This is a genomic window from Halomonas sp. 1513, assembly GCA_001971685.1.
Taxonomy (GTDB): domain Bacteria; phylum Pseudomonadota; class Gammaproteobacteria; order Pseudomonadales; family Halomonadaceae; genus Franzmannia.
This window is the reverse complement of the sequence record CP019326.1, coordinates 2,360,465-2,374,399: the sequence shown is the minus strand read 5'-3', so window position 1 is coordinate 2,374,399 and position 13,935 is coordinate 2,360,465. Positions and strand designations below refer to the sequence as shown.

Below are 13,935 nucleotides of genomic sequence, written 5' to 3'. Positions count from 1 at the left end.
TGCCACCCCCAGCGCATACGTAGCCCGACAATGTGATTTCGGCATAAGCTTCGCCTTACTTTGTAGCGTAGCCTGCGCACGCAAAAGTGGATGCCTTTATTTCTTATTTCTCATGGTCGACACAGGGACGAGTGCTATGAACCACACCACAGCCGAGTTGCGGCGCCATCTGCGGGATGCGCCACATCTACCGCGCGCCGAGGGGCGCATCGCGGCCATCGACCTGGCGCGGGGTGTGGCAATCGCCCTGATGATCGTCAGCCATGCGGTGAGCGGGCTGCTGGGCCTGCGGCTGGTGCCGGAGTGGGGCATGGTGCCGGTGCACCTGATCACCAAGTTCTCCTCCTCGCTGTTCATTCTGGTGTTCGGCATTGCACTCGCCGTGGCGTTCTTGCCCCATGCGCGCGGCGCCGGCTGGCCGCGTCGACGCCTCAAGCTGTGGCTGCGCGGCCTCGAGGTGCTGTTCTGGTACAAGGCGCTGACCGTCGTCGAGATGCTGCCGCTGTATGCTCCGGAAGATATTCTCGCCACCCTGCTGTGGAACAACTTCGCGATCTGGGTCGAGATCCTCGGCTTCTATGCCATCGCCCTGATATGGGTGCCGCTGGCCCTGCCGCTGTGGGCACGTGCCCCGCTGTGGAGTCGCCTGGCGGCGATGGTGCTGGTCACTGCGCTGGCGGCTTGGCTGCAGGGCGTCGACTTCGGCGGCAATGACATCCTCAAGGCGCTGCTGGTCGACCATGAGGATCATTACGCCTGGGGACAGCTGTCGCGGGCGCCGCTGATCATGGCCGGGCTGCTGATCGGCGAGGCGCTGCTACGCTGCTATTTCACGCCCGCCTGGCGGCGGCGTCTGGTAATGACCCTGCTGGGCCTGGGGGGCGTCATGCTGGCGGCATTTTTCGTGCTCGCCGCCCTCGCTGGCGAGGTGCACGCTGCGCTGATGGCGGTGGCGCGCAACGTCGGCAAGCATCCCCCAGAGCTGGCCTTCATGCTGTTCAGCGTGGGTGGGGCGCTGGTGATCCTGGCGGCGGCGCTGGCCGGCGGCGAGCGCTTGTCGCGAGTGCTGCTACCGATCACCCTGATCGGCTCGGATGCGCTCAAGGCGTTCATCTTCCATATCGTGGCGATCTTCCTGGTGCTGCGCTTCCTGCTCGACAGCTGGCAGGTCTACAGCTATCCCCAGGTACTGGGTATCGGCGTGGCACTGGTGCTGGGGGCAGCGGGCTGGATCGCCCTGACGCGCTGGATAGGAGCCAACAAATGATATATCGCGCGATCTGCTGCCTGATGCTGCTGCTGGTCAGCAGTGCTCTCCACGCCGCAGGGATGCACGCTGACTGGTACTACCAGGTCGACAAGCGCAGCGCCTGGCAGGCGCCGCTGGAGACGCGTCTGGCGGAACTGGAGCGCGATTTTTCGGGCGAATTCGGGGTCTACGTCCAGGATCTGCACAGCGGTGAGGCGCTGTCGTGGCGAGCGGATCGTGACTGGTACCTGGCGTCGCTGATCAAGGTGCCGGTGGCGGTGGAGGCGTTCGCTCGTCTCGACCAGGGCGAGCTGAGCCTCGACGAGCGCCTGACCCTGACCCGCAGTGACTACGTCGACGGCGCCGGTCAGACCAACTGGCAGGAGCCGGGCAGCCGGCTGACACTGCGCTTCCTGCTCGATGAGATGCTCACCGTCAGCGACAACACCGCCAGCGACATGCTGATCCGTCGGGTCGGCCTTGCCGCGAGCAACCGCCGTGCCCGGGATATGGTCGCCGCGGCCGGCGGTGACCCCGCCCAGTTGGGCGAGATCACCAGCCTGCTCGAGGTACGCCACGCGCTGTTCGGCGAACTGCATCCCGATGCCCGCGACCTCGGCGGTATGGACTATATCGCGCTACGCCATAACGACGATCTCGCCACCCGCGTGACCGCCTTCGCCGAGCGCCTGGGGGTGGCGCGGGAGGAGCTCAAGCTGGACACCTACGACGCCGCCTTCGATGCCTACGAGGCCAGCGCGCTCAACGGCGGCACGCTGGTGGCGTTCGGCGAGCTGCTGGCGACCCTGGCGCGCGGTGGGCCTAGTCAGGCCGGCTTGAGCGCTGCCAGCCGCGAGGCGCTGCTGGCGGTCATGCGGCGCACCCGCTCCGGCGAGGCGCGCCTCAAGGCCGGATTCGGCGATGACGTGGTCTATGCCCACAAGACCGGCACCCAGCATCGCCGCACCTGCGATGCCGGCATTGCCCAGCGTGGCGGCCAGCGTCAGGTGGCGGTAGTGGCCTGCACGCGCGGACCGCTGGACGTGGTTCCCCATGAGCGGCTACTGGCCGAGGTGGGGGCGGCCATCGAGGCGAGCGGCGTGCTAAGCTTGCCAGTCCCATTCATAGAGTGATGTTCAGGAGGTCCTACCATGGCCCGCGCCAGCGCACGTCATATTCTGGTCGACAGCGAAGAGAAATGCCTTGCCCTCAAGCAGGAGATCGAGGGCGGCAAAGACTTTGCCGAGGTCGCCAAGGCCCATTCGTCCTGCCCGTCGGGCCGCCAGGGCGGTGATCTGGGCAGCTTCGGCCCCGGTCAGATGGTGCCCGAGTTCGACAAGGTGGTGTTCAGCGCCGAGCTGAATCAGGTCCAGGGGCCGGTCAAGACCCAGTTCGGTTATCATCTGCTGGAAGTCACCGAGCGCACGTGATGCTTTGCCTGATGCCCAGCGAGGTCGTCGCTGGGCGCCGTTCTCATGAGGAGACCGCCATGAATGAAGAAGCCTTCAATCTGAGCCTGCGCAAGTTTCTCAAGACCGTGGGCGTCAGTTCGCAGCGTGAAATCGAGCAGGCCGTCGACAAGGCCCGCGCCGAGGGGCGTATCAGCGGCAACGAGTCGCTGCCGGCGACCATGACCCTCAACGTCGAGGGCCTCGACCTCACGGTCACCTTTGATGGAACCATCGAGCTTGAATGACCTGCATCAGGCATCACTGCTCGCCGACCCGGACACGCGCGGCGCAGCCACCGAGCCGGTGATCCGCATCACCGGGCTTGACAAGGTCTATGCCGGCGGCTTTCATGCCCTCAAGTCCGTCGACCTGAGCATTCATCGCGGCGAGATCTTCGCTCTGCTGGGCCCCAACGGTGCCGGCAAGACCACGTTGATCAGCGTGGTCTGCGGGCTGGTCAATCCCAGCGGCGGTGAAGTGCGGGTCGATGGTTACGACAATGTGCGCGACTACCGCCAGGCGCGGGCGCTGATCGGCCTGGTGCCACAGGAACTGACCAACGAAGCCTTCGAGACGGTATGGAATACGGTCAGTTTCAGCCGTGGGCTGTTTGGCAAGCCGCCGGATCCTGGCCATATCGAGCGGGTGCTCAAGTCGCTGGCGCTGTGGGACAAGCGCAACAATCGCTTGATCACCCTGTCCGGCGGCATGAAGCGTCGGGTGCTGATCGCCAAGGCGCTCTCCCACGAGCCGCGCATCCTATTCCTCGACGAGCCCACCGCGGGCGTCGACGTCGAGCTGCGCCGCGAGATGTGGCAGGTGGTGCGCCAGCTCAGCGACAGCGGCGTGACCATCATCCTGACCACCCACTACATCGAGGAAGCCGAGGAGATGGCCGATCGCATCGGCGTCATCAACGGCGGCCAGATCGTGCTGGTGGAGGAGAAGGCGGCGCTGATGCGCAAGCTCGGCAGCAAGCAGTTGACCCTGGACCTGCACACGCCGCTGGCCGAGGTGCCGGCGGCCCTGACCCACTACGACCTGCAGCTGGCCGCCGACGGCAGCCAACTGATCTATACCTACGACGGCTCGGAGGAGGGCAGCGGTATCACCGCGCTGCTCGGTGACCTCGATACGGCGGGTATTGCCTTCAAGGACCTGCATACCCGCCAGAGTTCGCTGGAGGACATCTTCGTCGACCTGGTCAAGGAGCGCTCATGAACCTCTATCCGGTGCGCGCCATCTACGCCGCCGAGATGGCGCGCACGCGTCGCACCCTGCTGCAGAGCATCGTCTCGCCGGTGATCTCCACCTCGCTCTACTTCGTGGTGTTCGGCGCCGCCATCGGCTCGCGGATCAGCGAGATCGACGGGGTCAGCTACGGCGCCTTCATCGTGCCCGGCTTGATCATGCTGATGCTGTTGACCCAGAGCGTCTCGAATGCCTCGTTCGGGATCTTCTTCCCCAAGTTCTCGGGGAGCATCTACGAGCTGCTGTCGGCGCCGATCTCGCATGTCGAGATCGTCATTGGCTACGTCGGCGCCGCGGCCACCAAGTCGATCCTGCTGGGGCTGATCATCCTCGCTACGGCGGGTTTGTTCGTGCCGCTGGAGATCGCCCACCCGCTGTGGATGCTGACCTTTCTGATCCTGACCGCGGTGACCTTCAGCCTGCTGGGTTTCATCATCGGCATCTGGGCCGACGGCTTCGACAAGCTGCAGCTGGTGCCGCTGCTGGTAATCACGCCACTGACCTTCCTCGGCGGCAGCTTCTATTCCATCGACATGCTGCCGCCGGTGTGGCAGACCCTGACGCTGTTCAATCCGGTGGTCTATCTGGTCAGCGGGTTTCGCTGGAGTTTCTACGGCATCAGCGATGTCAGCCTGGTGGCCAGCGTGGCGATGATCCTGTTCTTCCTGGCCGTGTGCCTGGCGGTCATCGCCTGGATGTTCCGCAGCGGTTACCGCCTCAAGCCGTGAGCGCTGGCTCACGGCCACTTCAGCCCTCTTGTTCAAGCGTGATCTATGCCCGTACTGCACAGCATCATTCATCGCCTGGAGCCTAGCGGCGACAACGACCGCCTGGTGGTCAGGCCCGCGCCCGACGTCCACCCCGAAAGTGCGGTCATGGCCGAGCTGGTGGCCGCCATCAGCGATGCCTACAACCCCAAGCCCAAGGGCTGGGGCGCCTTCGCCGAGGGCGAGGCGTCGAGTCCGCTGGCCGGCTGGTTGAGCGCCTATCTCGACGCTCAGCGCGACTTCGCCGATGTCACTCGCTCGATCGCCGAGCGGCTGGCCGGCCTGCTCGAGGACCGCCTCTCGGTGGGCGGCTATCTGGTGTTCGACCACAGTCGTCGCGGCGAGGCGGAGAGCCTCAGCCTGGCACTGCTGCAGCAGCGACAGGGTATCGGGATCGACGCTGCGCACCAGGCGGTGCCGGCCGCCCAGCTCAATCTCGGCCAACTGACCCTGGCGGCGCGCATCAACCTCAGCCAGTGGCGCAGCGACTCACCCGGCGTCCAGTACGTCTCCTTTCTCAAGGACCGCGGCGGCAAGAAACTTGCCGAGAGTCTGGTCGAGCTGCTCGGTGTCGAGGAGAGCATCGATGCACCCAGCGAGACCCGCACCCTGCTCAAGGCGTTCAGCGACTACGTCGAACAGGGCGACTTCGACGAGGACGCCAGCCGCGAGAAGACCGACGCGCTGGTCGACTATGCCAGCGAGCAGCTCAGCCGCGGCGAGCCGATCACCCTGGATGAGCTATCGGCGCTGGTCGACGAACAGCAACCCAAGGCGTTCTACGAGCATATTCGCCACGCCGACTACGGGCTGGCGCCTGAAATTCCCCCCGACAAACGCACCCTCAACCAGTTTCGGCGCTTCACCGGACGTGCCGCGGGTGTCTCGATCAGCTTCGACTCTCACCTGCTGGGCTCGAGCGTCGAGTACGATGAGACGCGGGAGCGCTTGATCATCAAGACACTGCCCAGCCAATTGCGCGATCAGCTCAAGCAGCGTCAGAAGGGAACCTGAAATCGACTATACTTGTCGCTAGTAGGAGACAGATAGGCTTTATACCGAGGGGGACTACCTCGGGAATCGTTCACAAGGAAGGGGAGCATCATCATGCAACGCCTGTATTTTCTAGCACCGAATGCCGATACCACCTCGGACATTGCTGACGAGCTCAATCAGATGGGGCTTACTAAGGATGACCTTCACGTGGTAGGCCGCAACTGGAAGCCACTGGAGCGTGAAGGCGTGCCGGTGGCTACCGTGCGCGAGACCACTGACGTTATGAACGCCCCCAAGCGCGGGGTGCCGGTCGGCGCCGGACTAGGCGCCGTGCTGGGTGTCGTCATTCACTTTGTGCTGGGGCCGAGCCTGGTAGTGATCGTGCCGGCGATGGCGGTGTTCGGCGGCCTGTTCGGCCTCTGGACCAGCACCATGGTGGGGGTCTCGGTCAAGGACGTGAAAGTCAGCAAGTACAAGCGCGAGCTCAACCGCGGCGCGCTGCTGATGATCGCTGACGTCCCCAGTGACAAGGAGGAGACCGTCAAGGAGATGGTGCGTCGCCATCACCCCGAGGTAGTGATCGATAAGATCACGGCTCGGGACGATGCCCGGCCGGTCGGCCAAGGCCACTGACGGAGCCCGTGGCGAATGCTCGATGCCATTCAGCAGTTCTTCCAACGCGCCCTGGCCGAACCCGAGGCCAGGGCGGATCGCACGCTGACCCTGGAGCTCGCCACTGCGGCGCTGCTGTGCGAGGTAATGCGCGCCGACTATGCCACCAGCGAGGCAGAACTCGACACCCTGCGCCGCATGCTGGTCGAGCGCTATCATCTCAGCGACGCCGCAGTCGATGAGTTGATGGCGCTGGCCCAGCGCGAGGTCGAGGACGCCGTTGACCACTACCAGTTCGTCAGCCTGATCAAGGAGCACTACGGCTACCCCCAGCGCTGTGAACTGGTGCAACTGATGTGGCAGTTGGCCTGGGCCGACGGCAGCATCGACCCACTCGAGGAGCACCGTATTCGGCGCCTGGCCGACCTGCTGCACGTCGGTCACAGCGACTTCATCCTCGCCAAGCTGGCGGTGCAGAACGCCCGTGGAGCCGATGACCCGCGCCCCTGAGTGCGCACTATCCCTGTTCCAGCACTTGAAAGGACGCCTGCCATGGACAAGGTATACCTGATTCTCAAGATCCTGATCACGCTGATCATCGTGGTGCTGTTCGTGCAGAACATCCGCGTGGTGGAGATCAATTTCCTCGCCTGGAGCCTGTCGCTGCCGCTGGCGCTGTCGATGGTGCTGATCTACGTGCTGGGGATGGTCAGCGGCAAGAGCCTGATGGCGCTGTTGAAGCGCCTGCGCTCGCGTGAGCCGAGGCGCTGATGGGTCGACTAGTCGACGGTGGTGATCACCGCATGGCGCGGGTCGACGTGCCAGGCCACCCCGACCCGATCGCTATGCTCCAGTTCGGCAATGACCTGCCCGCCGAGCAGCAGGATGATGGCGCCGACCTCGAGGCTCAGCAGCACCACGATCAGCGTGGCCAGCGAGCCGTAGACGACGTTGACGAAGGATATCTGGGCGAAATAGACCACCAGCAACAGCCTGACCCCTTCCCACAGCAACGCGGCCACGAACCCGCCGATCAGTGCACGCCGTAGTGCGATGCGCACCACCGGCAGTACCTTGTAGACGGCGCTGAACAGTGCGAATACGCCAACGAAGCTGAACAGGTTGAGCGCCGCCTGGGAGAATCCGACCAGCGGCAGCTCGCGGCCGAGGATTGCCAGCCACAGGTCGTTGATGGCGCTGGCCATGGAGGCCATCAGGGTAAGTCCCAGAATCCCGCTGCCTAGCACCAGCATGAAGGCGTAGGGCAGCAGCGCCGAGACCCAGGCACTGCGCCGACTGGGATTGTCGGGTTGGTGGAAGATGATCGCCATGGCATCCTCCAGCATGCGAAAGGCGAACGAGCTGAACAGCAGCAGCACCAGCAGGCCCAGGGTGCCGATGGCATCCCGGGATGCGACCAGGGCGCGTACGGCATCGAGCAGGATATCGGCATGCGCCGGCGCCAGGTGCTGCGTCTGTACTGTCATCACCGCGAGCAGCTGCTGCTCGTTGACGATTCGGGTCAGCAGCACGGCGACCAGCGCCAACAGCGGTACCACCGAGAGCAGCACGTTATAGCCTACGCCGCCGGCCAGCAGGATGCCGCGATTGCGCATAAAGGCGGCTATGACACGCCAGGCAAAGCGGGCAAGATGTGGCAGCAGAGTGGCGAGCCAGCGGCGTGTGGGTTGCATCAATGACTCCTGATGGATGAAACGGCTATGCTATGCGTCATCATGTGTTAGTGGATGGATGAGCAAGCCGGTCGTTCAGGGTACTCTCCACCGCGACCGCCATCCATCAGCAGGGAGCTTGACGATTGCACGACGCAGGACACATCCCCGGTACCTGGCGCCATACCCTCGCGTTCATTGTCGCCTTTACGCTGCTGCTGGGTCTGGGCTGGCAAGGCATGCGCGTGCAGCAGGCGCTGCTGACGGCCAACCACGAGGTCAATCGCAGCCTAGAACTGATCACCGTCATTCAGGACATGTTGCTGACCCTGCAGGATGTCGAAACCGGCGAGCGCGGCTTCGTGATCACCGGCCAGACCGCCTACCTTCAGCCCTACCATCAAGCCCTCGAACGGATCGCCACCGAGCGCGAGTCCCTGCAACAACTGCTGGCGTTACGCGGCGTGGCCGATCAAGCACCCCTGGAGGAACTCGATGAGTTGATCGCGCGGCGCCTCGAGATCAGCGAGGCCAATATCGCCGTGCGCGAGAGCGACGGTCTGGAAGCTGCCTCGCTACGCCTGCTGGCTGCCGGGGGGCGTCAGACCATGGAGCGTATACGACTCACCCTCGGGCAGCTGGAAGTCGATGAGCGCGATCGTCTGGCGGCAGATACCCAGCGCGCCGAGTCGCAAGCGGAGCAGCTGCGCTGGCTGGGGCCGCTGGGTGCCCTGCTGGCGGGGGGGCTGCTGCTGGCGGCGTTCCTGACGGTCAACCGTAATCTGCGTCTGCGGCGAGGGCTGGCGCTCGAGGCGCTGCAGCGAGAGGCGCGCATGGAGGCGCTGCTCGAGGCGGTGCCCGACGAGCTCTATCGCATCGTGCCCGGTGAGGGGGTGCATCACCTGACGGATCGTGCGCAGGCTCAGCTGCCCGTCGAGTCAGGCTTTGCCGCCGAGCTGACCGAGCGGCTCGGCGAGGGCGACGACGAGCTACTGCACAGTTTCATGTGGCAGGCCCCTAGCGGTGACGAATTCGAAGTGCGCATGCTGCCGACCCGCGACGGTGAGTATCTGGCGGTATGTCGCGATGTCACCGACCGGCTGCGCAGCCGGCGGCGGCTGCGCGACCAGCAGACCTTCTTGCGCAGCGTCGTCGATGCCGATGAAAACCTGATCTTTGCCCGCGACGTCAGCGGCCGCTTCCGCATGTGCAACCAGGCCTTTGCCGCCTTCCTGGGCGTCAGTCCCGAACAGCTGGAGGGGCTGTGCGCCGCCGAGCTCCGCCATGGCCAGTGCATGCTGCCGCTGATGGCCGGCGATAGCGAGCTGCTGGCGGGCAAGCCTGAGCAGCGCGCCATGGCGCTCGAGGTGCAGGACGCCGAGGGCCGGACCCGCTGGCTGCAGCTACTCAAGCGGCCGTTGACGCTCTCCGACGGCAGCCGCTACCTGCTGGCGGTGGCGGTGGACATCACCGAGCGGCGCGAAATGGAACGCATGAAGGCCGAGTTCATCGCCACCGTCAGCCATGAGCTGCGCACGCCCTTGACCGCCATTCGCGGGGCAGTGAGCATGCTCAATAGCGGGATGGTCGGCGCCCTGCCCGACGATGCCACCCCGCTGCTGGAGATCGCCGATCACAATAGCGAGCGGCTGGTGCACCTGATCAACGACATCCTGGATATCGAAAAACGCGAGTCTGGGCGGCTGTCGTTCCAGTGGGAAACGCTGCCGCTCAGCACGCTGATCGAGTCGGCACTGCGCGATAATTCGCCGCTCGCGGCAAGTTTCGAGATTACCCTGGAGGCCGAGGGGCCGCCGCTGGACGACTGGGTGAGGGTCGACCGCCATCGCTTCGCCCAGGTGCTGGCCAACCTGATCTCCAACGCCTGCAAGCACTCGCCGCCCGGTGGCCGGGTGGTGGTTGGTCAGAGGCGAAGGGACGCTGGACTGGAGGTGTCGGTTACCGATCATGGGAGCGGCATTCCCGTGGCGTTTCAGCCGCGGGTCTTCGACCGCTTCGCCCAGGCCGATGCCTCCGACCGGCGGCGTATCGGCGGCACCGGGCTGGGCCTGGCCATCACCCGGGCGCTGGTCGAGGAGATGCACGGCACCATCGATTTCACCTCGACGCCGGGTGAGGGCAGCCGTTTCTGGATCTGGCTGCCGCGCCTCGAGGCATCGTCCGTCAATGACGCTAAGGAGACCCCATGAGTGAAGCCGCCGCTGGTGCCAGTGCGCCGCGTATCCTGATGGTCGAGGATGAGGAGGACATCGCCTTCCTGATCCGTTTTCTGCTCGAGCGCAACGGCTATGCAGTGGAACATGCCGCCGACGGGCGCCAGGCGCTGGAACGCCTGAGCGAACCAGTTGCCGATGGCGATATCCCCGATCTGGTGCTGCTGGATATCATGCTGCCCTATCACGATGGCCTGGAAATTCTCGAGCGCCTGCGTGCCCAGCCGGCCTGGCAGGCGGTACCGGTGCTGATGCTGACGGCCAAGGCGCGGGAAGCCGATATCGTCCGCGCCCTCGAGCTGGGCGCCGAGGACTACGTGACCAAACCCTTTCAACCCGACGAGCTGCTGGCGCGGCTGCGTCGCTCGATGAGGAAACGTTGATGCGTGGGGCAAGCGTGTGTCGCTGCGTGGGGCTTGTGGCGTTGCTGATGATGGCCGGCGCCAACGCCATGGCCGAGGAGCGCCGCGTCGAAGGCGAGATCTCCTACCGCTATGACAGCCTCGACAGCGGCTTTGTAGACTGGCAGACACAGCGACTCGACCTGCAATCCAGCCGCCCCGGTGAGACCACCTGGTACGCGGCGGCGCTGCGCGAGCGGCGCTTCGGCAGCTGGGATGAGGGGGTCGAACTCGGCGCCGCCATTCCCCTGGATGAAAACTGGGTACTGCAGCCCGAGGCGGGCCGAACGTTCGCTGCGGATTTCCTGCCCAAGTGGTATGCCGACCTGCGCCTGCAGCGGCGTCTGCCGCAGGGGTTCGTGGGCAGCGCGAGCGTGCGCCGCACCGAGTACGACGCCTCCCGGGTGGACCGCCTGGCGCTCGGCGCCGAGCGCTACTGGGGTAACTGGCGTGCCGGCTACACCCTCAACGTCAGCGATGTCCAGGGTGCCGGCAATCCGGTGGGGCACGCCGTGGCACTCGATCACTACTACCACGAACGCAGCGTAGTCGGCGTGCGTGCCGGCACCGGCCGTGAAGAGGAGGGCATACCGGGGGGAGAGGTAATCACCAGCGACGTGACCTCCTTCGCCGTGCGCGGCCGTCACTGGCTGGATGCCGACTGGGCGCTGTCGTGGGAGCTGGGCACTCTCAGCCAGGGCGATCTCTACGATCGTCACGGCATCCAACTGGGCGTGCGACGCGCCTTCTGAGCTTGAAACCGCTGTGACGCTGATCATGGCCGCCCCGGTTAGGCTCACCAGCCTGCCGGACGATCCCGTCCTGCGACTGGCGGTCTACAGTGCACTGGCCCTGGCACTGCTGACCCTGCTGGTGATGTCGCAGGTGCTGGTGCTCTCCGAGCTGGCGGCCCGGCGTGAGGTGCGGCGTCAGGCATTCATTGCCGCCTGGCGACCCCACCTGGCGGCCTGGAGCATGCAGGCCGAGGAGAGTGCGCTGCCGTCGCCGCCGCGTGGCCGCCGCGAGCGGATGTGGTTTCTGCTGCTGTGGAGTCGCATGCAGCGTCAGCTGCGCGGCACCGCCCGGCAGCGGCTCAATGTCTTGCTCGAGCGTCTCGGCATGCTCGATGCCGTGGTCGGGTTGCTCGAGAGTCGCGCCGTGCATCACCGCCTGGTGGCCTTGACCTGCCTGCGCTACCTGGCGGATGTCGCGCATTGGTACGCCGCTTCGCCGCTGCTCGAGTCGCGCAATGCGGCGGTATCCCTGGCTGCCGCCCAGACGCTGGTAGCGATGGATGCGCGGCGCGCCATGCAGCGCATCCTGCCGCTGATCGCGTCACGTCGCGACTGGGCGCTGCCGCGTCTCGAGGCGCTGTGCCAGCAAGCCGGCCGCGATGCCGTCAGCGGCCCCTTGCTCGAGCAACTGGACACGCCGCAAGGTGACACCGGCCGCTGCGTGGCGCTGCTGTCCTGGGCCGAGCCGAGCCAGGCCGCCTCCTGGGCGCGTCGCTTCCTGGCCGAGCCGCCGGCCAGCGGGGAGTGGCAGGGCCATGATGTCGAGGCGCGCTGTGCGGCGCTGCGCAGCCTCGGCGAGCTGTGCGACCCGCGAGACCGTGAGCGGCTGGTCGCCGGCCTCAACAGCGAGGCGCCCACGGTGAGGCTTGCGGCGTTGGCCGCCCTGCGGCGCCAGGCCAGCGCTGCCGATGCGCCGCTGCTTGCGGCGCTGCTGGAGGATGCCAACTGGTGGGTGCGTCAGGCAGCGGCGGATGCACTGGTCTCGTTACCGGGGATGCGCAGCGACAAGCTGATCACGCTGCTCGAGGGGCTGAACGACCGATATGGCCAGGATGCCCTGCGCCGTGCCATGGCCGAAGGAGGAATTTGATGCAAAGCGTGGCGGCGATCGATTGGGTGTGGTGGGGGCAGGTCGGCTTTATCGGTTATTTCGTGCTGCTCAACGGCGGCTACCTGGTGCTCAACCTGCTGTCGATGATCAGCTTGCGGCGCTATATGCGCCAGCGCGCCGAGCTCGGTGAGGACGCCCCCTATCTCGGCGTCGAGCCGGCGGTGTCGGTGCTGGTGCCGGCGTATAACGAGGCGGCGACGATTCGCACCTCGATCCTGTCGCTGCTGCAGATGCAGTACCCCGAGTTCGAAGTAGTGGTGATCAACGACGGCTCCAAGGATGAGACCCTGGCGGTGCTGAGCGAGGCCTTCGAACTCGAGCCCTATCCCGAGCCGCTGCGCCGCACCGTGCCGCACCAGGAGGTGCTGGGGGTCTATCGCTCGCGGCGCTATGCCAATCTCAAGGTGCTCGACAAGGCCAATGGCGGCAAGGCCGATGCGCTCAATGCGGGGATCAATGCCGCCCGTCACGGGCTGTTCTGCGCGGTGGATGCCGACTCCATCCTGCAGCGCGACAGCCTGCTGCGAGTGGTGCAGCCGTTTCTCGAGGATGAGCGCACCGTGGCGGCGGGGGGGACCGTGCGTATTGCCAACGGCTCCAAGGTGCGCGGCGGTTTTCTGCTCGAGGCGGGCATCCCCGACAACCTGCTGGCACGCTTCCAGATCGTCGAGTACCTGCGTGCCTTCCTGTTTGGGCGACTCGGCTGGTCGCCGATGAATGCGGTGCTGATCATCTCCGGTGCCTTTGGGCTGTTCGATCGGCAGCGGGTGATGGATGTCGGCGGCTACAGCACCTCGACGGTGGGCGAGGACATGGAGCTGGTGGTGCGCCTGCACCGCTATCACCGCGAGCAACGCCTGCCGTATCGCATCCGCTACCTGCCCGACCCGATCTGCTGGACCGAGGCGCCCGAGGACCTGGGTACCTTGGGACGCCAGAGGAGCCGCTGGCAGCGCGGGCTGGCCGAGAGCCTGAGCCGCCACACGCGACTGGCCACCAGCCCACGGGGCGGGGCGCCGGGGCATCTGGCCTGGCCTTTCATGACCCTGTTCGAGTGGCTGGGGCCGCTGGTCGAAGTGGCAGGCTACCTGTTCATGATCGTCGGTTTCAGCATGGGCATCATCTCGCCCCTGGCGCTCACGGTGTTCCTGCTGGTGGCGATCGGCATGGGTATCCTGCTGTCGGTCAACGGCCTGCTGCTGGAGACGCTGTCGTTTCGCGTCTATCAGCGGCGCCGTGACATGCTGCGCCTGTTCCTGGTCGCGATACTCGAGAACTTCGGCTATCGCCAGCTCAACACCCTGTGGCGCTGCCGCGGGCTGTGGCAGTGGTTTGCCCGCCGCAAGCACCAGTGGGGTGCGATGAAGCGCAGCGGGCAGTGGGGCAGTGAATGAGC

16 protein-coding genes are annotated in these 13,935 nt (G+C 65.7%); 15 read left to right on the top strand and 1 reads right to left on the bottom strand.

Features of this window, described 5'->3' with window-relative positions; translation table 11 throughout:
• The first annotated feature begins 136 nt into the window (after window positions 1-136).
• The 10 genes from BWR19_10720 (at window position 137) to BWR19_10675 (ending at window position 7,097) form a co-directional block, all read left to right on the top strand.
• Window positions 137-1,267, top strand: coding sequence for a hypothetical protein (locus BWR19_10720; GenBank protein APX93362.1), 1,131 nt, complete (start codon window positions 137-139; stop codon window positions 1,265-1,267).
• Window positions 1,264-2,382, top strand: coding sequence for a serine hydrolase (locus tag BWR19_10715; GenBank protein APX93361.1), 1,119 nt, complete (start codon window positions 1,264-1,266; stop codon window positions 2,380-2,382). Before BWR19_10720 ends, BWR19_10715 begins: the two co-directional genes overlap by 4 nt.
• 18 nt (window positions 2,383-2,400) lie before the next feature.
• Window positions 2,401-2,679 carry a peptidylprolyl isomerase gene (locus BWR19_10710; GenBank protein ID APX93360.1) on the top strand — a complete coding sequence of 93 codons (279 nt, stop codon included), beginning with the start codon at window positions 2,401-2,403 and terminating at the stop codon, window positions 2,677-2,679.
• Between the two features lie 59 nt (window positions 2,680-2,738).
• Window positions 2,739-2,945 carry a hypothetical protein gene (locus BWR19_10705; protein APX93359.1) on the top strand — a complete coding sequence of 69 codons (207 nt, stop codon included), beginning with the start codon at window positions 2,739-2,741 and terminating at the stop codon, window positions 2,943-2,945.
• Between the two features lie 16 nt (window positions 2,946-2,961).
• On the top strand, window positions 2,962-3,921 hold the full coding sequence (locus tag BWR19_10700) for a multidrug ABC transporter ATP-binding protein (protein ID APX94995.1): 960 nt from the start codon (window positions 2,962-2,964) through the stop codon (window positions 3,919-3,921).
• The gene (locus BWR19_10695; protein APX93358.1) at window positions 3,918-4,679 is read left to right on the top strand and encodes a sugar ABC transporter permease; all 762 of its coding nucleotides are present in this window, start codon (window positions 3,918-3,920) and stop codon (window positions 4,677-4,679) included. Before BWR19_10700 ends, BWR19_10695 begins: the two co-directional genes overlap by 4 nt.
• A gap of 45 nt (window positions 4,680-4,724) precedes the next feature.
• The gene (locus BWR19_10690) at window positions 4,725-5,732 is read left to right on the top strand and encodes a nucleoid-associated protein YejK (protein APX93357.1); all 1,008 of its coding nucleotides are present in this window, start codon (window positions 4,725-4,727) and stop codon (window positions 5,730-5,732) included.
• 93 nt (window positions 5,733-5,825) lie between these two features.
• Window positions 5,826-6,347, top strand: a complete 522-nt coding sequence (locus BWR19_10685; GenBank protein APX93356.1) for a DUF1269 domain-containing protein — start codon at window positions 5,826-5,828, stop codon at window positions 6,345-6,347.
• Between the two features lie 15 nt (window positions 6,348-6,362).
• Entirely contained in the window at window positions 6,363-6,836 is a 474-nt protein-coding gene (locus BWR19_10680; protein APX93355.1) for a hypothetical protein, read from the top strand.
• Between the two features lie 42 nt (window positions 6,837-6,878).
• A complete protein-coding gene (locus BWR19_10675; protein APX93354.1) occupies window positions 6,879-7,097 on the top strand; it encodes a DUF1049 domain-containing protein in 219 nt (72 codons plus the stop codon).
• An 8-nt stretch (window positions 7,098-7,105) separates the two neighbouring features.
• Here BWR19_10675 and BWR19_10670 read toward each other — a convergent pair whose 3' ends face one another.
• Complete coding sequence (locus BWR19_10670; GenBank protein APX93353.1) at window positions 7,106-8,020, bottom strand: hypothetical protein; 915 nt, start codon at window positions 8,018-8,020, stop codon at window positions 7,106-7,108.
• A 125-nt stretch (window positions 8,021-8,145) separates the two neighbouring features.
• On the opposite strand from BWR19_10670, the gene BWR19_10665 reads away from it, so the two are divergent.
• Genes BWR19_10665 through BWR19_10645 form a run of 5 tightly spaced genes read left to right on the top strand, consistent with a single transcriptional unit; the run spans window position 8,146 to window position 13,933 of the window.
• On the top strand, window positions 8,146-10,209 hold the full coding sequence (locus BWR19_10665) for a hypothetical protein (GenBank protein APX93352.1): 2,064 nt from the start codon (window positions 8,146-8,148) through the stop codon (window positions 10,207-10,209).
• Complete coding sequence (locus BWR19_10660) at window positions 10,206-10,616, top strand: two-component system response regulator (protein ID APX93351.1); 411 nt, start codon at window positions 10,206-10,208, stop codon at window positions 10,614-10,616. The genes BWR19_10665 and BWR19_10660 overlap by 4 nt, the downstream gene beginning before the upstream one ends.
• Complete coding sequence (locus BWR19_10655; GenBank protein APX93350.1) at window positions 10,616-11,386, top strand: hypothetical protein; 771 nt, start codon at window positions 10,616-10,618, stop codon at window positions 11,384-11,386. Before BWR19_10660 ends, BWR19_10655 begins: the two co-directional genes overlap by 1 nt.
• Window positions 11,289-12,518, top strand: coding sequence for a hypothetical protein (locus BWR19_10650; GenBank protein APX93349.1), 1,230 nt, complete (start codon window positions 11,289-11,291; stop codon window positions 12,516-12,518). The genes BWR19_10655 and BWR19_10650 overlap by 98 nt, the downstream gene beginning before the upstream one ends.
• Window positions 12,518-13,933 carry a glycosyl transferase gene (locus tag BWR19_10645; GenBank protein APX93348.1) on the top strand — a complete coding sequence of 472 codons (1,416 nt, stop codon included), beginning with the start codon at window positions 12,518-12,520 and terminating at the stop codon, window positions 13,931-13,933. Before BWR19_10650 ends, BWR19_10645 begins: the two co-directional genes overlap by 1 nt.
• Window positions 13,934-13,935 lie beyond the last annotated feature (2 nt).